Origin of the sequence: Lysinibacillus sp. UBA6686, assembly GCF_002455205.1 — a bacterium.
Classification (GTDB): domain Bacteria; phylum Bacillota; class Bacilli; order Bacillales_A; family Planococcaceae; genus Lysinibacillus; species Lysinibacillus pakistanensis.
In genome coordinates, this window is sequence record NZ_DKJS01000067.1 from 39,745 (window position 1) to 65,660 (window position 25,916).

The 25,916-nt window shown below is 38.1% G+C and carries 26 protein-coding genes and 1 pseudogene; 23 read left to right on the forward strand and 4 right to left on the reverse strand.

The genetic code is table 11. The annotated features are described in order from the left end of the window. Positions 1-11 precede the first annotated feature (11 nt). The 17 genes from eutH to B2R82_RS18025 all read left to right on the forward strand — a co-directional run bounded on the left by eutH (position 12) and on the right by B2R82_RS18025 (position 15,687). Positions 12-1,256: an ethanolamine utilization protein EutH gene (gene eutH, locus B2R82_RS17945; RefSeq protein WP_286926245.1), complete on the forward strand. Its 1,245-nt coding sequence runs from the start codon at positions 12-14 to the stop codon at positions 1,254-1,256. 26 nt (positions 1,257-1,282) lie between these two features. After that, the gene (gene eutS, locus B2R82_RS17950; RefSeq protein ID WP_249071697.1) at positions 1,283-1,624 is read left to right on the forward strand and encodes an ethanolamine utilization microcompartment protein EutS; all 342 of its coding nucleotides are present in this window, start codon (positions 1,283-1,285) and stop codon (positions 1,622-1,624) included. Positions 1,625-1,637: 13 nt separating this feature from the next. Then, positions 1,638-2,135 carry a EutP/PduV family microcompartment system protein gene (locus B2R82_RS17955; RefSeq protein ID WP_286926246.1) on the forward strand — a complete coding sequence of 166 codons (498 nt, stop codon included), beginning with the start codon at positions 1,638-1,640 and terminating at the stop codon, positions 2,133-2,135. 20 nt (positions 2,136-2,155) lie between these two features. Continuing rightward, positions 2,156-3,580, forward strand: coding sequence for an ethanolamine ammonia-lyase reactivating factor EutA (locus B2R82_RS17960; RefSeq protein WP_286926247.1), 1,425 nt, complete (start codon positions 2,156-2,158; stop codon positions 3,578-3,580). A 5-nt stretch (positions 3,581-3,585) separates the two neighbouring features. Then, a complete protein-coding gene (locus B2R82_RS17965) occupies positions 3,586-4,956 on the forward strand; it encodes an ethanolamine ammonia-lyase subunit EutB (protein ID WP_283871722.1) in 1,371 nt (456 codons plus the stop codon). Continuing rightward, a complete protein-coding gene (gene eutC / locus B2R82_RS17970; RefSeq protein WP_376781236.1) occupies positions 4,957-5,982 on the forward strand; it encodes an ethanolamine ammonia-lyase subunit EutC in 1,026 nt (341 codons plus the stop codon). It abuts the gene before it with no gap. 11 nt (positions 5,983-5,993) lie between these two features. After that, positions 5,994-6,644, forward strand: a complete 651-nt coding sequence (eutL, locus tag B2R82_RS17975) for an ethanolamine utilization microcompartment protein EutL (protein WP_286926249.1) — start codon at positions 5,994-5,996, stop codon at positions 6,642-6,644. A gap of 15 nt (positions 6,645-6,659) precedes the next feature. Continuing rightward, on the forward strand, positions 6,660-8,150 hold the full coding sequence (locus B2R82_RS17980; protein ID WP_286926250.1) for an aldehyde dehydrogenase family protein: 1,491 nt from the start codon (positions 6,660-6,662) through the stop codon (positions 8,148-8,150). A 16-nt stretch (positions 8,151-8,166) separates the two neighbouring features. Beyond that, positions 8,167-8,445, forward strand: coding sequence for a BMC domain-containing protein (locus B2R82_RS17985; protein WP_004269321.1), 279 nt, complete (start codon positions 8,167-8,169; stop codon positions 8,443-8,445). A gap of 150 nt (positions 8,446-8,595) precedes the next feature. Then, complete coding sequence (locus B2R82_RS17990; protein ID WP_286926251.1) at positions 8,596-9,186, forward strand: phosphate propanoyltransferase; 591 nt, start codon at positions 8,596-8,598, stop codon at positions 9,184-9,186. Between the two features lie 12 nt (positions 9,187-9,198). After that, positions 9,199-10,068: a phosphate propanoyltransferase gene (locus tag B2R82_RS17995; protein WP_286926252.1), complete on the forward strand. Its 870-nt coding sequence runs from the start codon at positions 9,199-9,201 to the stop codon at positions 10,066-10,068. A 36-nt stretch (positions 10,069-10,104) separates the two neighbouring features. Next, positions 10,105-10,389, forward strand: coding sequence for a EutN/CcmL family microcompartment protein (locus B2R82_RS18000; protein ID WP_053593749.1), 285 nt, complete (start codon positions 10,105-10,107; stop codon positions 10,387-10,389). Then, positions 10,382-10,747, forward strand: a complete 366-nt coding sequence (locus B2R82_RS18005) for a BMC domain-containing protein (protein WP_286926253.1) — start codon at positions 10,382-10,384, stop codon at positions 10,745-10,747. The genes B2R82_RS18000 and B2R82_RS18005 overlap by 8 nt, the downstream gene beginning before the upstream one ends. Continuing rightward, a complete protein-coding gene (mdh, locus tag B2R82_RS18010) occupies positions 10,747-11,691 on the forward strand; it encodes a malate dehydrogenase (protein ID WP_286926254.1) in 945 nt (314 codons plus the stop codon). Before B2R82_RS18005 ends, mdh begins: the two co-directional genes overlap by 1 nt. Positions 11,692-12,216: 525 nt before the next feature. Further along, entirely contained in the window at positions 12,217-13,041 is an 825-nt protein-coding gene (locus tag B2R82_RS18015; RefSeq protein WP_286926255.1) for a MerR family transcriptional regulator, read from the forward strand. A gap of 12 nt (positions 13,042-13,053) precedes the next feature. Continuing rightward, the gene (locus B2R82_RS18020) at positions 13,054-14,058 is read left to right on the forward strand and encodes a serine hydrolase domain-containing protein (protein WP_286926257.1); all 1,005 of its coding nucleotides are present in this window, start codon (positions 13,054-13,056) and stop codon (positions 14,056-14,058) included. Between the two features lie 132 nt (positions 14,059-14,190). Beyond that, positions 14,191-15,687, forward strand: coding sequence for a carboxypeptidase M32 (locus B2R82_RS18025; protein WP_286926258.1), 1,497 nt, complete (start codon positions 14,191-14,193; stop codon positions 15,685-15,687). A gap of 41 nt (positions 15,688-15,728) precedes the next feature. Here the strand turns inward: B2R82_RS18025 and B2R82_RS18030 are convergent, their stop codons facing one another. The 4 genes from B2R82_RS18030 to B2R82_RS18045 form a co-directional block, all read right to left on the reverse strand. Continuing rightward, positions 15,729-17,336, reverse strand: a complete 1,608-nt coding sequence (locus B2R82_RS18030) for a b(o/a)3-type cytochrome-c oxidase subunit 1 (protein WP_286926287.1) — start codon at positions 17,334-17,336, stop codon at positions 15,729-15,731. Positions 17,337-17,442: 106 nt separating this feature from the next. Then, the gene (locus tag B2R82_RS18035) at positions 17,443-17,937 is read right to left on the reverse strand and encodes a cytochrome B5 (RefSeq protein ID WP_286926259.1); all 495 of its coding nucleotides are present in this window, start codon (positions 17,935-17,937) and stop codon (positions 17,443-17,445) included. 24 nt (positions 17,938-17,961) lie between these two features. Continuing rightward, on the reverse strand, positions 17,962-18,084 hold the full coding sequence (locus B2R82_RS18040) for a hypothetical protein (protein WP_009370491.1): 123 nt from the start codon (positions 18,082-18,084) through the stop codon (positions 17,962-17,964). 346 nt (positions 18,085-18,430) lie between these two features. Beyond that, positions 18,431-18,889, reverse strand: a complete 459-nt coding sequence (locus tag B2R82_RS18045) for a chemotaxis protein CheX (protein WP_054770406.1) — start codon at positions 18,887-18,889, stop codon at positions 18,431-18,433. Between the two features lie 691 nt (positions 18,890-19,580). Here B2R82_RS18045 and B2R82_RS18050 point away from each other — a divergent pair. The 6 genes and pseudogenes from B2R82_RS18050 (at position 19,581) to B2R82_RS18075 (ending at position 25,915) form a co-directional block, all read left to right on the forward strand. Next, positions 19,581-20,635 (forward strand): annotated as a pseudogene (locus B2R82_RS18050) (ABC transporter ATP-binding protein). Continuing rightward, positions 20,574-21,557 (forward strand): ABC transporter ATP-binding protein, encoded by a 984-nt coding sequence (locus tag B2R82_RS18055; protein WP_286926261.1) that lies wholly within the window; start codon positions 20,574-20,576, stop codon positions 21,555-21,557. The pseudogene B2R82_RS18050 and the gene B2R82_RS18055 overlap by 62 nt, the downstream one beginning before the upstream one ends. Further along, on the forward strand, positions 21,554-22,345 hold the full coding sequence (locus B2R82_RS18060; protein ID WP_286926262.1) for an IclR family transcriptional regulator: 792 nt from the start codon (positions 21,554-21,556) through the stop codon (positions 22,343-22,345). The genes B2R82_RS18055 and B2R82_RS18060 overlap by 4 nt, the downstream gene beginning before the upstream one ends. Positions 22,346-22,376: 31 nt before the next feature. Next, positions 22,377-23,957 (forward strand): ABC transporter substrate-binding protein, encoded by a 1,581-nt coding sequence (locus B2R82_RS18065; RefSeq protein WP_286926263.1) that lies wholly within the window; start codon positions 22,377-22,379, stop codon positions 23,955-23,957. A 121-nt stretch (positions 23,958-24,078) separates the two neighbouring features. Then, entirely contained in the window at positions 24,079-25,008 is a 930-nt protein-coding gene (nikB, locus tag B2R82_RS18070; RefSeq protein ID WP_286926264.1) for a nickel ABC transporter permease, read from the forward strand. Between the two features lie 4 nt (positions 25,009-25,012). Continuing rightward, the gene (locus B2R82_RS18075) at positions 25,013-25,915 is read left to right on the forward strand and encodes an ABC transporter permease (protein ID WP_286926265.1); all 903 of its coding nucleotides are present in this window, start codon (positions 25,013-25,015) and stop codon (positions 25,913-25,915) included. The last annotated feature ends 1 nt before the right edge of the window (position 25,916 follow it).

A 25,916-nucleotide genomic window follows, 5' to 3' on the forward strand; every position in this document is an offset into this window, starting at 1 on the left:
TGATGAGTAGGATGGCAATGATAGGAACGATCATCGTTTATATTATTATGATTTGTGCTGTTTTAGGGGCAATCGGAGCGATTCGAGATGCTGAGTATGGGATTGGTAAGGAATTTATGAATGGTATCCATACAGTTGGTCATATTTTCGTCCCAGCAGCAGGGATCATGGCTGCTATACCTTACTTAACATGGTTTATTAGTCATTTTATTAGTCCAATTTTTGAGTTAATTGGTGCGGATCCTGCCATTGCAGCGACAACTATTTTAGCTTCGGACATGGGCGGCTACCAATTAGCCAATGCTTTAAAAGAGTCATATGAGGGATGGGTAATGGCTCTAGTTGTTGGGTTTATGTCAGGGGCAACCATTGTATTCTCAATTCCGATGGGTCTTGCGATGTTAGATAAACGTGATCATAAATATATGGCATTAGGTATTATGGCAGGCGTTTTAACAATTCCAATTGGGGCATTTATTTCATCTATCATGATTGTGCTTTTCAATACAGAGGTTCGTGAAGTAATTAGTACAACTGAGGCACCAACATATGTATTTGCTATTTCTGTGTTACAAATTTTAATTAATTTATTGCCTTTATTTATTTTCGTTATCTTAATTGCGTTAGGACTAAAGTTAATTCCAAATGGCATGATTAAGGGCTTCATGATTTTTGGGCGTGTTATGGATGCTGGTATCAAGCTTGTGCTGGTGTTCTCTATTGTAGAAATTTTCACAGGAATCTTTTCGAAGGTTTTTGGAGCGTGGGGCTTTGATCCGATTATGGCAGATGAGATCGATCAATTCCGAGCGTTAGAAACAGCTGGGTATATTGGAATTATGCTAGCAGGTGCATTCCCGATGGTGTACTTAATTAGAAAATATGCATCGAAGCCTTTAGAGGCAGCAGGGAAAAAACTAGGCTTATCATCAGTAGGAAGTGCGGGTATTTTAGCAACAATTGCTAATATTTTGGCAATGTTTACACTGATTCGTCATATGCCACCAAAAGATAAAGTTATTAATATTGCCTTTGGGGTTTGTTCGGCATTTTTACTTGGAGATCATTTATCGTTTACGGCTAACTTCCAGCCAACCATTATTTTACCTGTTATCGCTGGGAAGTTTTTAGCTGGTGTGATTGCGATTATTCTAGCCTATAAATTGTCTGTACCAACAGCTTTAAGATTGGAACAGGAAGATCGCAAGGCAGGCATTATTAAAGAAGGAGAATACCAAACAGACAATAAGTCTTAATAATTTGAAGAAAGAGGTGATGACGTGTGAGTGAAGAAAAAAAGCGGTTTATACAGGAGTTTGTGCCCGGTAAGCAACTAACATTAAGTCATCTAATCGCAAATCCAGATCCAGATATGTTTCAAAAGCTTGGTATTCAAGAAGCAGGTGCGCTTGGCATTATGACATGTACGCCTAGTGAAACAGTGATTATTGCTGGTGATTTAGCCACAAAGTCAGCCAACGTAAAACTAGGTTTTTTAGATCGCTTTACAGGCAGTCTAGTGATTGTTGGTAGTGTCTCTGAGGTGGAAATGGCGATGTTAGAAATTAACCGTTTTTTATCAGAAATGCTAGGCTATACACCATCAAAAATAACGAAGTCATAGGATGTGCTGCCGTATGAAAAATCGAGTAATGATAATAGGCGGTGTGCAAGCAGGTAAGTCAACGCTAATGAATGCATTATTAGGGAAAGATAGACAAGCCAAAAAAACGCAAGCTCTCGTTTTTGATGATTGGATTGTAGATACGCCCGGAGAATATATTGAAAATCCAATGTATTACAGAAATATTATGGCAACATCACTTGAAGTAACACATGTGATTTATTTGCAGGATGCCACGTCATCGAGGAGTGTTTTTCCTCCACAATTTAGTTTAGGCATTCCAAAGATTCAAATTGGCGTGATTACAAAAATTGATGCGCCTCTTGCAGATGTTGATAGAGCAACAGCATTATTACAAAATGTCATGACACACGGTCCTATTGTCAAAACTTCTTCATGGCAAAATCTTGGTATTGAGTTGATTGCACCACTAATTCAGCTTAATACTGACGAAGAAATTCGCCAATTTGTCAAGGATCGTGATAGCCCTTATCTCATATATAGCTCTTAGCAGCGAGAGGGAGGAGTAAGTTGAAGACAGAAAAAATTTATAGTGCAGGTATTGATATTGGAACTAGTACAACAAAAATGGTTGTTAGTAGTTTTCTGTTGAAAAATGTTGCAGGGATAACGCATGTGCCACGGATCGAAATAATTGAAAAAAAGGTGTTACATCAAAGTCCTATTATTAAAACGCCATTTATCAATCACGAAATTATTGATATGGCAAAGATCGAGCAATTTATATTTCAGCAATATCAACTTGCTCAAATTTCACCAGCAGAAATCTCTACAGGAGCCATTATTATTACAGGTGAATCTGCTACAAAGGAAAATGCCAGTGAGGTTATCCACGCAATTTCGGACTCAGCCGGTCATTTTTTAGTGGCAACTGCTGGTCCTGACTTAGAAGGAATTATTGCTGCTAAAGGTGCAGGTACAGTGCAACAATCAAAAAATACTGCGAAAGTTATTGCGAATATTGATATCGGTGGCGGTACCGCGAATATTGCAGTTATGCAGTTTGGTGAGGTTATTGGTACATGCACTCTTCATGTTGGTGGTAGACTCATAGAATTTCACAATGGGAAAATTCAATCAATTTCACCACCGATTAAGAAGCTAATGGAAAAGTGGTCACACCCTTTACAGCTTGGTGATTCAGCTAGTGATGCTCGTGTGGCACAGCTTATTCAAGAATTGGTAAGCACATTAGTGAAAACGCTAAATGGTCAATTAACAGATGAGCACCATCCATTACTGTTAGGTCATTTACCTAACTGGGTTAAGCCAGTTGACGCTATTGTCTTTTCTGGTGGTGTAGCTTCCTGTATCTATGAAAATGATTGTACACAGCGTCAGTACGATGATATCGGCGAAAGTTTAGCGAAAATGTTAGTACAGCACGAGCAGCTACAATCATTTTTATGGCTACAGCCTGAAGAAACTGCTCGTGCTACGGTAACGGGTGCAGGTATGCAAACAACAGAAATAAGCGGGGCAACCATTCAGGTGGATGAAGATGTACTACCACTGAAAAATGTACCAGTGTTCAATTGCCATATGAATACAGCTACAAAAGTATTTGATGAGACGGTGAAGATGGCAGTGGAAAGAGCAGATGCCCTATTTTCCACACAGGACAATCGTTCACCATTTGCCCTCTATTTTAGCGAATTACCGTATTTAAGCTTTCATGATGTACATGCATTAGGCGAGGCCATTTTACAGCACTTGGCAACAAGATGCTCCAAGGAAATACCAATTATCATAGTCATTCAATCAGATTATGCAAAGATTATTGGGCAAACCATTCAGGCAATTAATTCAACGGTTCCAATTATTTGCATCGATCAAATCAAAGTGGAGACAGGTGATTACATCGATATAGGAGAGGTTCTGCCATCTGGCGTTGTTCCTGTTGTTGTGAAAACTCTTGCCTTCCACTCAAAGTAAGGAGGATGAATGTGAATCTATCAGTGATATTTGGTGGAGAAAAATATAATTTTAAATCATTAAAAGATGTCATGGCTAAGGCCAATGAAGAAAAATCAGGCGATCAGCTAGCTGGTATTGCAGCTGAAACCGTTCAACAACGTATCGCAGCAAAGGCTGTGCTAAGTGAGCTTTTAGTAAAGGATATCCGAGAAAATCCATTAGTGCCGCAAGAAAATGATGAGGTTTCACGCATTATCGAGGGCGACATAAATGAGCAAATATACGGAGAAATCAAAAACTGGAGTATCGAGCAGCTTCGCGAATATATTTTATCGAATGATACAGGTGATCGTGAATTAAAGCGTTTAAGCAAAGGCATGAATTCTGAAATTATTGCTGCTGTCACTAAGCTTATGTCCAATCTAGACCTGGTTCATGCAGCCAATAAAGTAGAAATACTGTCAACTTGTAATATTACCATCGGACAAAAGGGCACCCTTTCATCTCGATTACAGCCCAACCATCCAACAGACAATATAGACGGCATTATTGCCTCCCTAAAAGAAGGTTTGTCCTATGGTATTGGGGATGCTGTTATCGGCATAAATCCAGTGGATGATTCTGTTGAAAGTGTCAAAAAAGTATTAACTGCTACAAAAGAATTCATCAATGATTGGTCGATTCCTACGCAAAACTGTGTGTTGGCACATATCACAACACAAATGAAGGCCATTAAGCAAGGCGCTCCAGCAGATATGATTTTCCAAAGTATTGCTGGAACAGAAATAGCTAACCGTTCCTTCGGTATTTCAGCTGACTTAATTAGGGAAGCAGAGGAGCTTGTGAAGAAGCAGGGCACTGGTACTGGTCCGAATTTATTCTACTTTGAAACAGGACAAGGCTCGGAGCTTTCAGCAGAGGCACATATGGGAATTGATCAAGTAACCCTTGAATCACGTAACTATGGATTTGCAAGACATTTTAATCCTTATATCGTTAATACGGTTGTTGGCTTTATTGGACCTGAGTATTTATACAATAACAAACAGGTTATACGTGCTGGTTTAGAAGACCACTTTATGGGCAAGATGCATGGCATTCCAATGGGTGTTGATATTTGTTACACAAACCATATCAAGGCAGATCAAAATGATATTGAGGATTTAAGTGTTTTACTCACAGCGGCTGGTGTCAACTTCATTATTGCTGCGCCTATGGGCGATGATGTCATGCTGAACTATCAGTCAATGAGTTTCCATGATGTTGCTACATTACTTCAAACATTTGGTAAAAAACCAGCGCCTGAATTTTTAGCATGGCTTGAGAAAATGGGCATTTATGAAAATGGTCGTCTTTCAGCAAGAGCTGGCGATTTATCTTTATTTGAAAGGTAGGTGAGTCCATTGAATGAACAATTAGTATCAATGATTACACAGCTTGTGGTAGAAAAGCTGGGGAATAATGTGTCAGATAATTCAACAAATCAAACAACTGTAGATGCTGAGGAACCAAAGGAAACACTTATAAAATTTTATGATACAGTAACAAGTCAACAAGAGGAAGTCCCAAGTCTAATCCAAACAAATGAACCATTAATTAAGCTTTATCATCAGGAATCGTTCCAGTCAGAGGGTTCGCAAGGCCAGGCAAATTACTTTGACCCTCCCTATAACGTAGGAGCTATTCAACCCTTTAGCTTTGAAGCTGATGAAGTGTCTGAAAGTGTACAAGCAGCTAAACAGCATACCCCTGCAAGAATAGGTGTTGGCAGAGCTGGAACAAGACCTAAAACAAAAACATGGTTAAAATTTCGACTCGATCATGCAGCAGCAGTTGATGCAGTATATGGTGAAGTGACAGAAGAACTGTTACAAAAGCTGAATGTCTTTCAAGTGACAACGAAGGTAACAGATAAGGAAGAATACATTACAAGACCAGATTTAGGTCGCCGTTTATCAGAGGAAGGAAAAGCATTGATTCAATCCAAATGCAAACTAAATCCAAAGGTTCAAATTATTATTTCAAATGGGTTAAGTGCTAGTGCGATTGAAGAAAATGTACAAGATGTTTATTTAGCGCTACAGCAAAGTCTTAGCAATTTAAATATTGAAATTGGTACGACATTTTATATTGATAAAGGGCGCGTAGCACTAATGGATGAGATTGGTGAGATTTTACAGGCAGAGGTCATCGTTTATTTAATTGGTGAGCGTCCAGGACTTGTATCAGCTGAATCCATGAGTGCTTACTTATGCTATAAGCCGAGAATTGGCACAGTGGAGGCAGAGCGAATGGTGATTTCAAACATTCACAAAGGTGGAATTCCACCATTAGAGGCTGGAGCGTATCTAGGTACAGTCGTACAAAAAATCCTGCAATACCAGGCAAGTGGCGTAGATCTTGTCGCTAAAGAAGGTTAGGGGGCCAAAAGATGACACCTCAAAAAATAATGGCACAAATTTTGGCGATGCAAACCATTCCAAGAGTGAATAGTGAATTAGCAGAGCAGCTAGATTTAAAGCCTTATCACCATAGCATTGGGCTTGTCACATTGACAATTGATGATGTTGGGTATGTTGCCATTGATGAAGCAACGAAAAAGGCAGATGTCGATGTTGTCTATGCGAAAAGTTTCTATGCGGGAGCAGCTCATGCATCTGGCCCATTGTCAGGGGAAATGATTGGCATCATTGCTGGAAGCTCGCCTGACGAGATTCGTAGCGGTCTTGATGCTATTCAACAAAAAATTGAGTTTGATACGTATTTCGAGGCGATTAATAACAATGAAAATCACGCCCTATTTGCCCATACAGTGGCAAGCTGTGGGACATATCTTGCCGAGTTGGCGGATGTAAATGTTGGCACACCACTTGCCTATTTAATCGCACCGCCACTAGAGGCAGTAGTTGGATTAGATGCAGCATTAAAGGCGGCAGATGTAGAGTTAAAGGTTTTCTTTGGCCCTCCGTCTGAAACCAATTTTGGTGGCGGCTTATTAAGTGGTAGTCAATCATCTTGCGAGGCTGCGGCAAATGCTTTCAGAGAAGCTATTGAAAATATAGCTAGAAATCCAGTGATTTAGAAAGGAGGCGGCTTTATGGCCACGTTAGACAAAGATTTATTTGCAATTCAAGAAATGAGAGATGCCGTTAAACATGCTAATACCGCACAGGCTGCCTACATGCAATTTTCACAGCAGCAAGTAGATAGCATTGTGAAGGCTGTTGCAGATGCTGCCTTTAAGGAAGCAGACCGTTTAGCAAAAATGGCTGTGCAGGAAACAGGGATGGGTATCCCTAATCATAAAAAAATGAAAAATGAAGTAGCTTCACGAGATGTCTATGAAGATATTAAAGAATTAAAAACGGTTGGTATTGTAGGCTATGATCGGATAAAAAAAGTGGCAGAGATTGCGAGTCCTTTTGGGGTCATCGCAGGTATTGTGCCAACAACGAATCCAACATCTACAGCCATCTTTAAAACGCTAATCTCATTGAAAACAAGAAATGGTTTAGTGCTTAGTCCACATCCATATGCCGTGAAATGTACAAAAGAGGCGTTAGATGTTTGCCGAGTAGCTGCTGAGAAAGCAGGTGCACCAGAAGGATTGTTGCAATGCTTAACAATGTCTTCAATGGAGGCTACGCAGCAACTAATGAAGCATCCAGATATTCACTTAATTCTAGCGACTGGTGGCGGAGCATTAGTGAAAGCTGCCTATAGTTCAGGAAAACCTGCTTATGGCGTAGGACCAGGAAATGTTCCAGCGTATATCGAAAAATCTGCAAACATTCAAAAATCTGTGCGTCAACTTGTGCAAAGTAAATCATTTGATAATGGCACAATTTGTGCAACAGAGCAGGCCATTATTGTGGATAGGGTGATTGCTGAACAAGTACAAACGGAATTAAAGAAAAACGGTGCCTATCTATTAAATGCTGAAGAAAAAACTAAAATGGAAAAATTGATTTCACCTGTTCCTGGAAAGGTAAATCCACAAATCGTAGGTAAATCAGCTACTTGCTTAGCGGATTCAGTTGGCATCACTGTACCAGAAGATACAAAAGTACTTGTTGGGTTGGAAACGATGATTGGTAAAAATATTCCGTTTTCGCTTGAAAAACTATCACCAATCTTTGCTCTCTATATAGTAGAAAACAGTACAGAAGCGAAGCAAGTCATGATTGACCTTTTAAATATTGGTGGACGTGGACATTCATGCTCGATTCACACTGAAAATACAGCATTAGCTGAACAATTCTCTGTTGAATTACCTGTCTCACGTATTGTAGTCAATACTTTATCATCGATTGGCGCAGTAGGTGGCACAACAGGATTAGCACCATCATTTACATTAGGCTGTGGTACATTTGGCGGAAATATCACGTCGGATAACATTACAGCAAGACATCTTTTAAATATCAAACGTATGGCTTATGGCATTAAAGATGTAGAAGTGCCAAAACCAGAGTTTGAAGTACAGTCCTTTGTCGAGTCGGTTGTATCACAAGAGCCTGCTCTCGATACAACAATGGTTCAACAAATCGTTGATCAGGTATTAAAACAAATCACATTACAAAATAAATAATTTGGAGGAATGACAAATGAGTACAGCATTAGGAATGGTAGAAACAAAAGGTTTAGTAGGAGCAATTGAAGCAGCAGACGCAATGGTAAAGGCGGCAAGCGTTAACTTAGTAGGAAAAGTACATGTTGGTGGCGGTATCGTAACAGTTCTAGTACGAGGAGATGTAGGTGCAGTAAAAGCAGCAACAGATGCAGGTGCAGCAGCAGCTCAACGTGTAGGAGAGCTATTATCAGTACATGTAATCCCACGTCCACACCACGAATTAGAAATGATTTTACCAAAAGCTGAAGCTTAATTTTATCTTCATTCAGCAATTTGTTACTGTGCGAAAGCGAAGCGACAGCACGCCAAGGTGAAATTGATCAGGATGAGAGCTGATCAAAACAAAGGACAGCTCTCGTCCTGTAATGTTACGAAACTATAACTAGATATAGAGGTGGCTAATGTGACAACAGCGACAAAAACATTTCCAGTGGCCGTTTCGGCTCGTCATATCCATCTAAGTGAAGCGGATTTACAAGTGCTTTTTGGTCCAAATGCAACACTGACAAAGGAATTTGACCTATCACAGCCAGGGCAATTTGCTGCGAAAGAGCGTGTCTCGATTGAGGGACCTAAAGGCATTATTCATAATGTCCGTGTACTGGGTCCAGTAAGACCAGCAACACAATTGGAAGTAAGCCGAACAGATGCAATGAAGCTAGGTGTAACACCTCCTTTAAGACAATCAGGTGATATTGACAACTCTGCAGGCATCAAAATAATTCACCAAGATAAAGAGTTAGTTATTCAACAAGGTGTTATCATTGCTCAAGCACATATTCATATGACTGAAGAAGATGCTAAAGCATTGGAAGTACAAAATAATGAATTAGTTTCTGTGGAAGTAGTCAGTGATCGACCTGTTACATTCCGTGGTGTTGTCGTACGCGTTTCAAATGACTTTAGTCTTGAAATGCATATTGATACAGACGAAGCAAATGCTGGTTTTATTGAACAGCAGGCACAGGGAAAATTAGTAAAAGTATTATCGTAAGGAGGAGGCAAGATGCAAGAAAATTTAGTGCAAAAAATTGTGGAAGAAGTTCTGCAACAAGTTTTAAAAAATCAATCTTCCCCTCCACATGACGGTAAAATTCCGATTGGTGTATCCGCACGTCATGTTCATCTTGCGCAAGCAGAGGTGGAACAGCTATTTGGTGAAAATTATCAGCTAACACCTAAATTTGAACTTTCACAGCCAGGGCAATTCGCTGCGGAGGAAACAATCGTGGTTGCAGGTCCAAAAGGATCGATTGAGCGTGTACGTATTCTCGGTCCTGCTCGTTCATTATCGCAGGTAGAAGTGAGCTGGACAGATGCCATGAAATTAGGGCTCAAACCTCCATTAAGAATTTCAGGAGATATACAAGGCTCTAGTCCTGTTACATTGATTGGTCCAAAGGGAAGTGTTGTGTTAAATGAAGGTCTTATTATTGCACAGGCACATATTCATATGTCCCCTACGGATAGTGCGAGATTCAATGTAATAGATGGACAGGCTGTACAAATCAAGGTAGAAGGTATTCGCCCAATTATTTTATCGAATGTGGTCATCCGTGTGTCAGAGCGTTATCGATTAGAGATGCATATTGATACAGATGAAGCCAATGCAGGTTTAATTCAACAAGGAACACTTGCTGAAATCGTTCATCATCAAGTAAATGAGCAGCCTAAACCTGTGAAAGAGCAGTCTTCAGCCGTACAGAAGGTAGAGCAACCATCCGTCTATCATTATGACAAAAAGCTACTTTCACAAATAGAAGTGTTAGAAATAGATGCACAAGAAATTGTCGTACCAAAGAAAACCATTGTGACTGCATTGGCTTATGATAAGTTGCGAGAGTTAAATAAAACATTAACAATCCGTTCAGAGTAAGAAGACAATCTGTGTAGCATAAAGAGGGTGAAGTTCATGCAAATGGGAAGAGTGATAGGCAGTGTATGGGCAACACGTAAGGAGGAGGGGCTGAATGGTTTAAAACTTCTAATCATTCAACCGATAGACTCCAATCAACAGCCGATTCGCACAGAAATTGTTGCAGCTGATCGAATAGGAGCGGGTATCGGTGATGATGTGCTCATTACAAGTGGCGGATCATCACGCTATATTATGAAAGAAAATCCGTTACCAATCGATGCAGTTGTCATAGGTATTATTGATTCTACTGAAGTGATGCGAGGTGAGGAAAATGAGTAGCGCAATTGGAATGATCGAAACTAAAGGATTAGTTGGTTCTTATGAAGCAGCCGATGCGATGATAAAGGCTTCTGATGTCACTATTGTAAAGCAAGAATTTGTTGATGGTGGGATTGTTACAGTTGTCGTGAAGGGCGATGTTGGCTCTGTACAGGCAGCAGTTGAGGTTGGAAAAGAGGCAGCCAGACGCGTTGGAGAATTATTAGGTGCTCATGTAATTCCGAGACCTGATGAAGATGTTTTTCAAATGATTAAAGGACCAGAGGCACCGAAGAAAAAGCCGGCTTCTACACCTACAACACGTGCTAAAAAAACAACCGAAGCCACACATGCGACAGATAATCGAGGTGAAGCATAATGGCATTTCGTAAAAGTAAAATAGCTGTTATTGGAGCTGGTCATACTGGCGCAACATTAAGTCTATTTTTAGCACAAAAAGAGCTAGGTGATGTGATCCTGCTAGATATTCCAGATGCAGAAAATCCAACAAAGGGAAAGGCGTTGGATTTATTACAAACAGGTCCCATTGAAAAATTTAATGTGTCCATTAAAGGGACAAGCAATTACGAGGATATTGCTGGTGCTGATATTGTCATAATTACAGCAGGTATCCCTCGTAAACCAGGCATGAGTCGTGATGATTTAGTCACTACGAATGCAAAAATTATTCAACAAGTATCAAGACAAATTAAGCACTTTGCACCTAACAGTATCGTCCTTGTATTGAGTAACCCTGTTGATGCGATGACATATGTCTGTTATAAAGAAACAGGCTTCCCCAAAAATCGAATCATCGGTCAGTCAGGTGTATTAGATACAGCACGTTTTAACACTTTTATCGCGCAAGAGCTTCAAATTGCCCCAGAGGATGTTTCAGGCTTCGTATTAGGTGGCCATGGAGATGAAATGGTGCCATTGATTCGCTATTCCTATGCTGGTGGTATTCCATTAGAAAAACTAATTCCACAAGCCAGACTCCAGCAAATCGTGGAACGCACACGAAAAGGCGGCGGAGAAATCGTTGGGTTGCTAGGGAATGGTAGTGCTTATTACGCACCAGCTGCTGCATGTGCACAGATGGCCGAAATTATTATGAAGGATCAACGTAAAATCATTCCGTCAATTGCTCTATTAGAAGGAGAATACGGGTACCACGATTTATTTTTAGGGGTACCGACAATATTAGGTGGCAATGGCATTGAATCTGTCATTGAATTACACCTGACAAATGAAGAAAAAACGGCACTCCATCAATCAGCAGAGGCCGTACAACAGGTATTAACCATCTGTCAAAACATTTAATTAGGGAGGTCAGAGACCCTATTAAATGCTACCTTATGGATATATAGATCCCCAATATATATCGATATAAATTTTTATCTTGATTCAGCAAAATACACCTCTATAGGTGGCGAGATGGATGCAATTTTTTTCCTATTCAATGGGTGCATACAAACACTCACTGAATCAAGACAATGCCCCTGGCGGATGTCGCGGATTTTGAAGAGGAGCTTTTCGAGCGAGCTCGAAAAAATCCGGACGCAATTAATGCTGGGGCGTAATTGATGCTAAAATGTTTGATTGGAAACCGAACATTACACTTGAAAGCTAGTAAAAATTCCCCGAATTTATATAGAATAGGAAGCTCTCTTTTGAATGAGGAGAGCTTCTTTTGTTTTGGATAGAATAGTTAAAGTGGTGGATAGAAAAAGAAAACTGACGGATAGAATCATAAAAGTGATGGATAGAACGATTGCTATACTCATAAATCTTGATTGACTTTGCCCTAAGGGGAAGGTGTATAAATGAATGGAGTGAGGTGATGTTGTGCTGTCAATTGGGGAATTTTCGAAAATATGTGGTGTTTCTACAAAAACCCTTCGATATTACGATGAGATTGGGTTGATTAAACCTGATGGGATCAACACTGAAAATGGGTATCGATATTATTCGATTAAGCAATTAAAAAGAATGCTTTTTATCAACCGATTAAAATCCTATCATTTTTCGCTAGAAGAAATTAAAACAATTTTGGAGTTAGAGGAGGATCAGTCCGAAGAAAAGCTTTGTATTACTCTTCATCGCAAAAGGAATGAAATACAGGAAAAACTAAAGGCGTTTGAATATCTTTTACAGCAACTAAATCATGATATTTCAGACCTAGAAAAGGGCGTACCAATCATGTCATATCTTGATGATATTGAAGTACAGCTTGTAGAAACAGAGCCGATGAATATTTTATTTAAGCGACTAATGATGAGAAGTGATGATTATGCGATTGGATATGGCAGGTATTTTAATGAGCTATATGAAAAGATTGCGACGAAAAAACTTACATTACTTGGTAAGCCAATGACGATTTATCATAGTCCTGACTATAATCCTGCTGGCAATGATACAGAGTTTGCTATTCCAATTAAAGAGGTTGTAAATGGGTCGAGAGATTTACCGGGTAGACTTTGTGCCAAATCAATCATAAAGGGAGCTTATCCAGAATTAACTTCTGTATATGCTAATTTGATGAAGTGGATAGATCATGAGGGCTATGAATTAATACAGCCACCATATGAAGTATATCTAACAGACCCAAATCAAACAAAGAGCCCTGAGAATTATGTGACAGAGGTGTATTTTCCCATAAAGAAAAAATAATTGGAGGTCATTATGCGAAAAACCATTAATTGGCAAAGGATTGAGCCGGAAATCGTCAGAGTGAACAGTGATAAGCTTTCAAAGCTTGAATCAATTATAAAAAATGACTATAGCAATATAAATGGTCTTGTGATTGTTAGAGATGGCTATTTAGCCTATGAAAAATATTTTAATGATAAAGGACCAGATGATATGCAGCATGTAGCATCTGTTACAAAAAGTATCATATCTGCTCTTATCGGTATTGCAATTGAGGCAGGATATATTCAAAGCACTGAACAGAAGGTGCTGGATTTTTTTCCTGAATATAATGCTGTAGATTCGTACAAACAACATATTACGATTCGCCATCTTCTTACAATGACAGTACCCTATCCCTTTGAGGACTGGCATGAGCCACTTGATGTTCTATGCCAACAACAGGATTGGGTAACGTATATCCTTGATAGTATGGGGAATGAGGGAGATTTAGGTACTTTTAAATATTCTACTGCTGGAGCCCATTTACTTTCTGCTATTATAACGCGAAGCACAGGCAAAAGTACTCGAGCTTTTGCAAATGAGCATTTGTTTAAACCACTTGGTATGAAAGAAATACCTGATTTTCAAATGGGGTCCTATGAGTTTGATGATTTATTCGGAAAAAACGTGAAAGGATGGGTGCATGATCCAAACGGTATTTCTACAGGAGGGTGGGGGTTAACCCTTACAACACGTGATATGGCACGTTTCGGTTATCTTTATATAAACAATGGCACATGGGGGAATAACAGAATTCTTTCGAAGAATTGGATAACAGATTCAACGAAGAGGAACCCAAACAATTATGGCTTTTTATGGTGGCTAAGAGAAGATGCTGACCTCTTTACTTATTCTGCAATAGGGGATGGAGGAAATATAATTTGTTGTATACCTCAGCTGAATATGGTGGTTGCCATTGCATCAGAATTTATGTTGCAGCCAAAGGATAGATGGATCTTTATTAAAGAACATATACTTCCTATGATGCATGACTAAATGGTTCACATTCCATTAAGGTCCTTTTCGAAAAACGGATTGGGCTTTGTTTCTTATACTTCCACAAAGTCCATAATATACAAAATTTTCGAAAATATGATAAACTAATAGCGTAAAAAGGAGGATGATAGCATGACTGTACAACAATTTACAGACTATGTGAAGAAAATGAAGCATTATGAGGAAGCACTGAATGTGATTTATTGGGACATGCGTACAGGTGCGCCAAAAAAAGGATTAGCACAACGCTCAGAGGTAGTTGGAACATTATCAGCCTCCTTATTTGATATGGAAACTAGTGAAGAATTAGGAGACTTATTGAATACACTAGAGTCAAAAAAGGCTGATCTTGATTTCGTAACCCTACGTTTAGTAGAGGAAGTGCGTAAAAAATACGATCAAAATAAGAAAATACCACCAAATGAATATAAGGAATACGTTATTCTTCAATCAAAAGCAGAAACCGCTTGGGAAGAAGCAAAGGCAACTGATAATTTCGCATTATTTCTACCTTATCTAGAACAAATCATAAGCTGGCAGAAGAAATTTATTGGCTATTGGGGTATAAAAAATGGCTCCCCATATAATACCCTGCTAGATTTATATGAACCAGATATGACGACAGATGTGTTAGATCATGTCTTTGGTGAATTACGTCAAACAATTATGTCACTTGTACAAAAAATCGCAGCTTCACCCAATAAACCAGAGACAAGCGTATTATTTAAGCACTTTCCTCGTGAGTTACAACGTGCATTATCACTAGAAATGCTAGCACAGCTTGGCTATGATTTTGATGCAGGACGTTTAGATGAAAGTGTACATCCATTTATGATTGGCTTAAATCATGGTGATAATCGAATTACCACAAAATATGATGAAAACGATTTCCGCTCAGCGATTTTCGGTACCATTCATGAGTGTGGTCATGCGATGTATGAGCAAAATATTGATGAAAAGCTGGATGGTTTGCCGTTAGCAACCGGTACATCAATGGGAATTCATGAATCCCAATCATTATTTTATGAAAACTTTGTCGGTAGAAATGAAAAGTTCTGGGAGCATAACTACGAAAGATTACAGCACTTTTCAGCAGCACAGTTTGGGGATGTAGCATTGGCTGATTTCCTACGTGCCATTAATATGGTGGAGCCATCCTTAATTCGTATTGAAGCGGATGAACTGACATATCCATTACATATTATGATTCGCTATGAAATCGAACGTGATTTATTTAATGGCGATTTGCAGGCAAAGGATCTCCCGCAAGTATGGAATGATAAGTACGAAGAGTATTTAGGTATCCGACCTGAGACAGATGCACAAGGGGTATTACAAGATATGCATTGGTCTGGAGGCATGTTTGGCTATTTCCCATCCTATGCCTTAGGAATGATTTATGCTGCACAATGGAAGCATGCCATGGATAAAGATATTCCAAACTTTGACGAGCTGCTGGAAAAGGGGGAGCTCCTTCCAATTCGAGAATGGCTAACAGATAAGGTCCATCAATATGGTGCTTTGAAAAAGCCGTTTGAATTACTGCAAGAGGCGACAGGGGAGACCTTAAATGCCAACTATTTAGCAAACTATCTACAAGACAAGTACACAACATTATATAAACTTTAAAGAAAAAGCGATTTCTCGAATACAGAGAAATCGCTTTTTTCTTACCATAACTGATAGCCTTTTGAGCCTGGTGGTGAATTTGAAATAATATCGATAATTGGAACTGTGTAAGCAAATAAAATTAATGCGACTAAAATAACAACCCATACTTTAAAATTCTCTAAAATAGCTGGTGTTGGGCCACTTTGTTCATGTACGTCACCGACTGGGAATTCTTCCTCACCCTTAGGTGCAAACCAAGCTAATTTAACAACGATATAAATAATCACTAGTATCGCGATAAAGAGAATAGTTCCACCTACAGCTTGCGCAATTTGATATGGAATCCAATCATAGGCTTGCTGAGCACCACCATATTCTGAGTAATCTGAGCGACGGGGTGCCCCAATCAAACCTGCAATATGCATTGCTCCAGACATAATTGTCATACCAACAGCCCATAAAATTCCTGCAAAATTACTGAGGTTATTTAATGATTTTGTGAGTGTACGACCTGTTAAATGCGGTATTAACCAAAAGGCAGCACTAAAATAAGTTAAAACAACGGCTGTTGCAATCGTTAAATGGAAATGTCCCGTCACCCAAATTGTATTATGAATTAATTGGTTCATTTGGTAAGAAGCATTTACTATACCACCTGCGCCACCAGGAATAAATGACACCATACCGATAAATGGTACAAAGAAGCGAGCATCCTTCCATGGTAATTTTTTAAACCAACCAAAAAGCCCTCTACCACCTAATTCACGGCCACGTAATTCGAACATGGCAAACATAGAGAAGGCTGTCATTAAGGATGGTACGATTACCGCAAATGTTAAAACCACCTGAATAAACTTCCATGTTCCATCAATCCCTGGTTCTGTTAATTGGTGATGAATCCCAACTGGAACAGAGAAGATTAAAAATAACATAAATGAAAGTCGTGCTAATGAATCTGAGAAAATTTTCCCACCAATAACTTTTGGGAGGATGACATACCAAATCATATAAGCTGGTAATAACCAGAAGTATACAAGAGCATGACCAAAGTACCAGAATAATGTACGTGATAATGCTACATCAACACGTTCGATAAAACCTAAGGACCATGGAAGTAGCTGGAATAGAACAGAAACAGCAACGCCTAATGTTGCCACGAACCACATTAAATTATTTACAACAACCATAAATGATAATAATGGGCTACGTTGTCCGCTTCCTTTGTTCTCTTTCCGCCATTGTACATATCGTAAAATTTGACCTGCGCCGCCAACCCAAGAACCAACCACGACTAATGTCAGGCCTAAATAGAAAATCCAATGAGCTTTAAGTGGAGCATAAAATGTATATAAAACAGTTGCTTTGTTCAGTAAAACCATTGCAGCAGCAGCGGCTGTGCCAATGGTCATTAACCAAAATCCGATCCAGCCTAGGCGTCGTTGACTAGCTGAAAATGTCCCTGAAGTACGGCTAACACTAGCAATCTGGAAACCATAAATAAAGAATGTTGTTAAAATAAGACCGAGTAATACTCCATGTACAGTTAAAATTTGATAATAGCCTATGCCCGCTGGCAATGTAAATTGACCAGAGCGTACGAAAACCTGTAATAATCCTGCAAGACCACCTAATAATAATGCGATAAAAGCCACGTAAATATGTGCCATTGCTAGCTTTGCATCACGACGATCCACTTTTGTCAAATTACTGTTGAGACTCGTTTGGGTATGGAGATCTAGTTGTTTATCTCTTAACTGCCGATCCATTGTCAAATTACTGTTGAGACTCATTTGGATCCACCACCTTTAGCATAGAGTGCATCATTGTATGTCCAGTACCACAATACTCATTACATACAATTAAAAACTCGCCTACTTCTTTTACTTTTGTTACATATTCAGAAATATAACCAGGCTCAAGCATCATATTAATATTTGTACCTGCAACCTCAAAGCCATGCATCACATCTTCACTTGTTGCGATAAATTTAACTTTTGCTCCAAGTGGAACTTCAATGACAGGAGGGTTGTAATAAAATGCAGAAGCTAAAACAACAACCTCATAATCCCAATCTTTACCTTCCACTTTATGAACACCTGGATTATCAAAAGGCGCAAATTCCTTTACCTTCTCATAATCTAGTGTTTTTTTACCGTTGTTCGGATGGGAACCTTGATGGAATGCGCCGATGCCGAGAATAATTAGGAATGCTACTAAAGTAGTGACTCCAAACACAAGCCAATACTTCTCATACTTATGTATGTGCATATGTCTCTGTCCTTTCTTAGTAGATTAAAAACGTCCGATGAACAAATCGAAGCAGTACACCCAAAGCAAGATAATAATGATGCCTACTCCAAATACTGCATAGAGTGACCCTTTCAAATTCTCGTCGGATTTCTTTTTATTTGCCATTTCTGCTCCTCCTCCGCTTTATAGTGATCTTTCTTATTGCCATAATATAAAAATAAATCTTTTTTAGATGTGAAAAAAATCACACAATGGAGGGGATTATGTGAAAAAAGTGTGAAATATAAGCTTAAATAAAAAAGAAGCTATCTCAAAAGTCATTGAGATAGCTTCTGGTGTATAGAGTTTGGCGTTATTTTTATCAAAACTACTTATTTTTCAAGAAATTTTACTAATTAAAATTTTGTGTAAGCCTTTAGATGCAACGAATGCAAAGCGCAGAACGTATTCATAAATGCTCGACACAGTAGCATAGGATATATCATTTGGACCAGTTGAAGATTCTTAAATTCTACGCTTCTTCCTCAATTGTTAATAGAACTGTTAGTGCACCAATGCTAGGAATTGTAACAGGGAGTACAAACGCTTTTTCGAACCCGTACAATTTTGTATTGCCAACCATCACAGTTGGAGGTGTAATATCAATTTCTAAGCTTTCTTTTCCTACAGTAGTACATAAATTACCTGCAATCATATTACCAAATTCCCCTGTGAAGGATTCTAACATTTCTCCCTCAAGCGGCATTCCGAACATCGTATTACCGATGCCACTAAATATTTCAGGAGAGGAATCAATGATGACACGGCCCTTTAAATCTCCAATTAAGCCAATTAATACGCCCATTTGCTGCTGTTGGAAAGGTTCTGAAATAATACTTGGCGTTTTCACTTCAATATCCATGGGTAGAATTGATTTTAAAGCATGAATTGTCCCGTTTAAAATAGTTTGAAAGTACTTCGAATTACTCATCATTACCGCATCCTTTTTCCGACTTTTCTACATCTTACCATGTTAAAAGGGTAAGATGAAAGTATGTCTTGACGAATTAAAGGGAAATTTATATTATATTAATGAGAATGATTTTCAAATTCAATCAATTAGTGCTTTTTTCATTTCAAAACGTTGTTTTTAATTCAAAATTTTTATTTAAAAGGAGCGGTCAGCAATGACTTTCGTATTTATTGGAGCTGTAGTGGTAATCTATGTTGGAGTAGGAAAATACGTCATGAAACAGGCGACTGTACATTTAAAATAATAAAAACGCTATATGTTTAGCTCATTTTTAAAAAGAGTATGATCTCAATGTAGTTTGTTGAGTCATACTCTTTTTTTATGGAAAAAATTTATTAATACTTTCTTTTAAACAGTTATTAATTTATCTGTACCAAAAGTAAAAATCAGTTAAAATACGCCCGCCTCAACATTCAACCAAAAAAGAAATTAGGTAGAAGTTGAACCAATGACTAGCAGGAAAGAAAACGAACCTGATTAAGATTTTCACAAAAAAATTACAAATGAGAGAAGATTATTTTGTTTTGATAGAATAATTTAACTAAAACAAATATTTATTTTTTTCTGAAATCTATTGAAATTATGAAAATTTTTCTGTAACATTTTAAAAAATGAAATCGCTTTTCATATTTTGGAACGGGGGTCAAAAATGGGCGTAAATATTTTGGAAGTAAAAGATTTGAAAATAGGTTTTAAACAAGATAAAAAGGAAATTACCATTGTCAACGGCATATCATTACAACTTGAAAAAGGTAAAACTTTAGGAATTGTTGGTGAATCAGGTTGCGGCAAAAGCATGACATCACTATCACTAATGGGATTGTTACCTCCTGGTGTCGATTGGCAAAATGGAGATATATACATAGATCAAGCTCAAATAAACAAAAAATCAAAAAAAGATTGGCGAAAAATACGTGGAAAAAAAATTTCAATGATTTTTCAGGAGCCGATGAGTTCATTGAATCCAGTTTACAAAGTTGGTTCACAAATAGTTGAAATGATTCTCAGCCATGAAAATATTTCTAAAAAAGAAGCACATGAACGTGCTATTGACATGCTTCGACTTGTTGGAATTCCTCGTCCAGAGAGAGTAGTTAATGAATATCCTCATCAATTATCAGGAGGGATGCGTCAGCGAGTTATGATTGCCATGGCATTGGCTTGTGGACCAGAAATATTAATTGCTGATGAACCTACTACCGCATTGGATGTGACTATACAGGCTCAAATTCTGGAGTTGATGAAAGATCTTCAAGAGAAACTCCAAATGTCTATTATTTTAATTACCCATGATCTTGGGGTTGTAGCTGAGGTTTGCGAACGAGTGATTGTTATGTATGCTGGAGAAGTTGTTGAAGAGGCAACAGTTCTGAATTTGTTTAATCATCCACTTCATCCTTACACGAAGGGTCTTTTAAACTCATTACCAGATATTGAGGTAGAACAAGAATACCTACCATCAATCGATGGAGTAGTACCAGCACCAGCGGATATGCCCTCGGGTTGTAGATTTTTCGATCGATGCGAGTTTGCAACAGATAAATGCAGAAATAAACCGAGTTTATTTACAACTAATATTGGCACAAAAGTACAATGCTGGTTATATGAGAAAGAGAATGTTGATTTAGAAGGGGGAATGTAAATGGCCAGTCCATTATTAGAAGTAAAGCACCTAAAGAAATATTTCCCATTAAAAGGATCTAAGGTGGATTATTTAAAAGCGGTAGATGATGTTTCATTCACTGTAAATGAAGGTGAGGTTCTTGGGATAGTTGGTGAATCAGGTTGTGGTAAGTCCACTATGGGAAAAACACTCATTCAGTTATTAACACCAACAGAGGGTGAAATCTTGCTGAATGGGGAAAATATTGCAACCCTTAGTCACAAAAAGGTGCGCCAAAAGCGACGTGATATGCAAATTATTTTCCAAGACCCATTTGCTTCTCTTAATCCTCGAATGAAGGTTTTTAAAATTATTGAAGAGCCTTTGGTTAATTTTAAGATTGGTACAAAGGAAGAAAGAAAACAACGTGTTTATGAAGTAGCTGCGCAAGTGGGATTGACACAAAAGCAACTAGAGCGTTATCCTCATGAGTTTTCAGGTGGTCAAAGACAGCGTATTGGGATTGCGAGGGCACTAGTGACAAATCCTAAACTCATTGTAGCAGATGAGCCTGTTTCTGCTCTTGATGTGTCTATTCAATCACAGGTATTGAACATTATGAAAGATTTGAAAAAGGAAATGAATCTTACATATATTTTCATTTCACATGATTTAAGTGTAGTCCATCACTTTTGTGATCGCATTGGGGTGATGTATCTAGGAAAGATAGTGGAAGTAGCGGACAAGCATGAATTATTTAATAATCCAAAACATCCCTATACAAAAGCATTACTATCAGCATTACCAAAATCTCATCCTTCAAAAGAAAAAGAACGAATCATGCTTAAAGGAGATGTTCCGAATCCAGCAAATCCACCTTCTGGTTGTACCTTCCATACAAGGTGCCCAAATTGCATGGAGATATGTAAAGTGACGCCTCCTACTTTAAAAAGTATTAGTGAAAAGCATGACCATAACGTATCCTGTTTACTTTATGAAGAGAAAATGGAGCGAAAATTATGAGTAAAACACTAGAAAAAGGAATTAATATTTTAACATTATTTACTGAAGAAAAACCTTCATGGCGTTTAGATGAACTGGCCAATGTAACAGATATTCCTAAACCTACTTTACATAGATTTCTGAAGACATTTACAGATTTAGGTGTGTTAAAGCGTCCTTATGTTCAAAGTGGTAGTCAATTAGTGCTGAGTGATCATTATTTGCTGGGAAATAAATTAATAGAATTGGGAGCCATTGCATCCAACTCTATTGAAATTCGATCGCTTGCTATGCCGTATATGAAAATGTTACAGCAAAAATTTGATTTGGCAGTTCAACTAATAATGATAGATGAAACTGATGGTCTTTACATTGAAAAAATTGAAAGCTTAAAACCCGTTCTTTTATATACACGAGTGGGAAGAAGAGCACCACTATATGCAGGTGCTTGTTCACGTATCATTTTATCTTTCCAATCAGAGGAAAAAATAAATAATGTGCTACAGAAACCACGTAAAAAATATGCAAGTGGAACACCTGTTACAGACAAGGAAATCCATGAACATATTGAGTTTGGGAAAACTAATGGGTATGCCTACAGTGTTTCAGAATTAGAGGAAGGGACCGTATCAATAGCAGTACCGATTTTTGGTAGTAATCGAGAAGTAGAATACTCTATCAGTATCGCAGGCATAGAATCACTATTACCTAAAGAGAAAATTGATGTTTTTTTAGAGGGATTATGGAGTACAGCGGCTTCAATCTCGGCTGAATTAGGTTATTCAATGCCATATCCTTATGGCTTATAAAAATAACAATACAACAAAGGGGATGTACAGAATGAAGAAACACAAATGGATAACATTGCTACTTGTATGTATGATGCTATTATTATCAGCATGTAGTGGCGGAACATCAACAGAAGGTGATAATAAAAAAAGTGGAAAGGCTTCTGGAGAAAATTCAGCAACAGCACGTGGCAATGAATTAGTCGTACGTGTCCCGGGTGACCCGCAAAACTGGGATCCAATCGATACATATTTAATTGCTTGGAGTACGGTTGCAACATCAGTATTTGAAGGTTTAGTAAGCCGTTCACTCGATTTAGAAATTCAACCAGGGTTAGCAGAATCTTGGGAATACGTAGATGATAAAACAATTAAATTTAAATTACGTCAAGGTGTTACTTTCCATGATGGGGAACCTTTTAATGCAGAAGCGGTTAAATTTACATTTGATCGTTTACTAGGTGAAGAGGGTCAAAAAGGACCACAATATTCAAACTATACATCGATTGATCGTGTTGAAATAGATGGTGACTATGAAATAACAATGTATCTTAACACAATTGACCCAGTATTATTAACAAAATTATCTGGTTATGGTGCCGTAATTGTTCCACCAAAATACATTGAAGAGCATGGAGCTGAGAACTTTGATATGAAGCCTGTAGGTACAGGCCCATTCAAAATGACAGATTATCAGCGTGATAAACAAGTTGTTGTTGAACGTTATGAGGATTACTGGAATAAAGACGAAATTAAACTGGATAAAGTAACATTCAAGGTTATCCCAGAAACAGCGACAGCCTTAGCAGAATTACAAACAGGAAATATTGATATTATGACACGCTTAGAAGTTTCTCAAGCTGCGACAGCAGAAAGCACAGATTTCGTTACTTTAATGGATGTATCAACGCCTACCGCATACTCTATTCGCTTTGATACAGCAAAAGCACCTGTAGACGATGTTCGTGTTCGTCAAGCCATCAACTATGCCATTGATAAGGAAACAATTGTGAAAGAAATTTTAAGTGGTTATGGTAACTTAATTAGCTCATTCCAAAGTGAACTTTCTTTTGGCTATAACAAAGATTTACAACCATATCCATATGATCCTGAAAAGGCGAAAAAACTTCTTGCTGAAGCAAATATTGCAGAGGGAACAACTTTAGATTTTTATATCCCTGGTACAGACGGAACATTTAAAGAGATTGCGCAAGCTGTATCCTTCTATTTAGAAGAAGTAGGCTTAAAAGTATCCATTAATAGTGTGGAGAATACAACTTTCCAATCTGAATTAATTCCAAAAGGTGAAGCAGGACAGATGTATAAAAATGGCTGGGGTGGCTGGACTTTAGATTTCGATAATACAGCCTATTTAATGTATCACGAGGGAGAATTCTGGAACCCGTCTTATAAAAACGATAAAGTTGAGAAATTATTATCTGCGGAACGAGCTACTAATGATAGCACAGAACGTTTAAAAATCTTTAAAGAGTTAACAGAAGTATTACATGAAGATGCAACTGAAGTGAACTTATATTCAGATGTGGAAATTTACGGAGTAAATAAGAGAGTGAAAAATTTCCAACCTCCGCATGATGGTCGTTTTAGATTTGAAGGCGTTACTGTCGAGTAAGTACTAACTATGAGATAGTATGCTTGCATACTATCTCTTTTATCTTCATTCAGTATCGAAAGCATAGCGGCAGCTACAATTACGCCAAGGCGAAATTGATTTAAGTAAGGAGGATGGAATTATGCTTTCCTATATATTGAGACGTTTATCGCATACAGTATTGGTGATAATTGCAGTTTCATTAATAATATTTTTCTCGATTCGTTTAACAGGTGATCCCGTAAGTATCATGTTCGGTGCAGGTGAACCATCACAGCAGGCAATTGATGAGTTAACGGCTAAATTAGGCTTGGATAAACCAATTTGGGAACAATATTTTATTTTTTTGAAAGACTTAATAACGCTTGATTTCGGTACGTCTTATCGCTCAAATAGCCCTGTCCTAGATTTGCTGTTGGAACGAGCTTGGCCAACCATTGTACTTGCTTTTGGTGGTATGGCTGTTGCGTTGTTAATCGCTGTTCCAATTGGAATTCTATCGGCTGTATATAAAGGCAAACCCGTTGATATTTTTGGCCGTATTTTTTCATTGCTAGGTATTTCATTCCCCAACTTCTGGTTAGCGTTTATGTTGATTCTAATTTTTGCTGTACAGCTAAAATGGCTTCCTGTATCAGGATTTGATGGGTTTAGTTCATTAATTTTACCATCTATTGCATTAGGTCTTATTTTATCTGGTATTTTAGTACGTTTAATTCGTACATCAATGCTGGAGGTACTTAAAATGCAATATGTGACAACTGCAAGAGCTAAGGGAATTAGAGAATGGCTCGTAATCATAAGACATGCATTTAGAAATGCCTTATTACCTACAGTGACATTTGTTGGTTTGCAGTTTGGAGGTCTATTGGGAGGCGCAGTTATTGTAGAGCAAGTATTTTCATGGCCAGGCATTGGCCGCTTAATTGTTGATTCCATTAATCAGCGGGACTATCCGGTTGTACAAGGTGGAGTTATTGTTTTAGCGCTATTAATGATCTTGGTCAATTTAATTGTTGATTTATGTTATTCGTTAATTAATCCAAAAATAAAAACGGGAAGAGGTGACTAATTAAATGACACAGGCAATCGAGACAGTGGCAGTGACTACAAAAAAGAAAAGCAAAATAATAAAGGTTTTGAACTTTATCAAAAAAAACCCAACAGGAATAATTGGATTGTTACTAGTACTAGCTTCTGTACTTTGTGCCATTTTTGCACCGTATATTGCTCCATACGATCCTGGTGCAGCAAGTTTAGGGCATCGTCTAGATATGCCCAGGTGGATAGATGACACAGGTAAATCGCAATATCTACTTGGGGGCGATCAAGTAGGTCGGGATTTATTAAGTAGAATTATTTATGGTGCACGCATTTCACTTTTAGTTGGTATTTGTGGGGTTGCAATCTCTTTGGTTCTTGGCACGTTTTTAGGAATTATATCGGGTTATTTTGGCAAATGGATGGATGATTTAATTATGCGATTAGCTGAAGTTCAAATGGGATTACCATTTATCCTATTAGCTATCGTGATTATGAGTGTTTTTGGTACAGGCATTGAGAAAATTATTATTATTCTTGGACTTACATATTGGGTTAGCTTTGCAAGATTAATCCGTGGAGAAATTTTAGCATTAAAAGAGCAAGAATACATTCAAGCTGCCAAAGCTATTGGAGGGACTCATTTTAAAATAATTCTTAAGCATATTTTACCGAATGTTGCATCTTCTATTTTAGTATTAGCGACAATGTGTATCGCAGAGTTCATTTTATTAGAGGCATCTTTAACATTTTTAGGTTTAGGCGTTGAACCTACTGTGCCTTCCTGGGGTGGAATGTTAGCGGATAGTCGAAATTATATGACATCTGCATGGTGGATTTCGGTATTTCCTGGTATTGCGATTATGTTAACAGTATTAGGGTTTAACTTATTAGGAGATTGGCTACGAGACCGCTTAGATCCGAATATGAAAGTTTAGG

Excerpts from the sequence above, each read along its gene's own strand:
- eutH (WP_286926245.1), top strand. The coding sequence starts at position 12 with ATGGCAATGATAGGAACGATCATCGTTTATATTATTATGATTTGTGCT.
- B2R82_RS17955 (WP_286926246.1), top strand. The coding sequence starts at position 1,638 with ATGAAAAATCGAGTAATGATAATAGGCGGTGTGCAAGCAGGTAAGTCA.
- B2R82_RS17965 (WP_283871722.1), top strand. The coding sequence starts at position 3,586 with ATGAATGTGAATCTATCAGTGATATTTGGTGGAGAAAAATATAATTTT.
- eutL (WP_286926249.1), top strand. The coding sequence starts at position 5,994 with ATGACACCTCAAAAAATAATGGCACAAATTTTGGCGATGCAAACCATT.
- B2R82_RS17980 (WP_286926250.1), top strand. The coding sequence starts at position 6,660 with ATGGCCACGTTAGACAAAGATTTATTTGCAATTCAAGAAATGAGAGAT.
- B2R82_RS17985 (WP_004269321.1), top strand. The coding sequence starts at position 8,167 with ATGAGTACAGCATTAGGAATGGTAGAAACAAAAGGTTTAGTAGGAGCA.
- B2R82_RS17995 (WP_286926252.1), top strand. The coding sequence starts at position 9,199 with ATGCAAGAAAATTTAGTGCAAAAAATTGTGGAAGAAGTTCTGCAACAA.
- B2R82_RS18000 (WP_053593749.1), top strand. The coding sequence starts at position 10,105 with ATGCAAATGGGAAGAGTGATAGGCAGTGTATGGGCAACACGTAAGGAG.
- B2R82_RS18005 (WP_286926253.1), top strand. The coding sequence starts at position 10,382 with ATGAGTAGCGCAATTGGAATGATCGAAACTAAAGGATTAGTTGGTTCT.
- mdh (WP_286926254.1), top strand. The coding sequence starts at position 10,747 with ATGGCATTTCGTAAAAGTAAAATAGCTGTTATTGGAGCTGGTCATACT.
- B2R82_RS18020 (WP_286926257.1), top strand. The coding sequence starts at position 13,054 with ATGCGAAAAACCATTAATTGGCAAAGGATTGAGCCGGAAATCGTCAGA.
- B2R82_RS18025 (WP_286926258.1), top strand. The coding sequence starts at position 14,191 with ATGACTGTACAACAATTTACAGACTATGTGAAGAAAATGAAGCATTAT.
- B2R82_RS18030 (WP_286926287.1), bottom strand. The coding sequence starts at position 17,336 with ATGGCACATATTTACGTGGCTTTTATCGCATTATTATTAGGTGGTCTT.
- B2R82_RS18035 (WP_286926259.1), bottom strand. The coding sequence starts at position 17,937 with ATGCACATACATAAGTATGAGAAGTATTGGCTTGTGTTTGGAGTCACT.
- B2R82_RS18040 (WP_009370491.1), bottom strand. The coding sequence starts at position 18,084 with ATGGCAAATAAAAAGAAATCCGACGAGAATTTGAAAGGGTCACTCTAT.
- B2R82_RS18045 (WP_054770406.1), bottom strand. The coding sequence starts at position 18,889 with ATGAGTAATTCGAAGTACTTTCAAACTATTTTAAACGGGACAATTCAT.
- B2R82_RS18055 (WP_286926261.1), top strand. The coding sequence starts at position 20,574 with ATGGCCAGTCCATTATTAGAAGTAAAGCACCTAAAGAAATATTTCCCA.
- B2R82_RS18060 (WP_286926262.1), top strand. The coding sequence starts at position 21,554 with ATGAGTAAAACACTAGAAAAAGGAATTAATATTTTAACATTATTTACT.
- B2R82_RS18065 (WP_286926263.1), top strand. The coding sequence starts at position 22,377 with ATGAAGAAACACAAATGGATAACATTGCTACTTGTATGTATGATGCTA.
- nikB (WP_286926264.1), top strand. The coding sequence starts at position 24,079 with ATGCTTTCCTATATATTGAGACGTTTATCGCATACAGTATTGGTGATA.
- B2R82_RS18075 (WP_286926265.1), top strand. The coding sequence starts at position 25,013 with ATGACACAGGCAATCGAGACAGTGGCAGTGACTACAAAAAAGAAAAGC.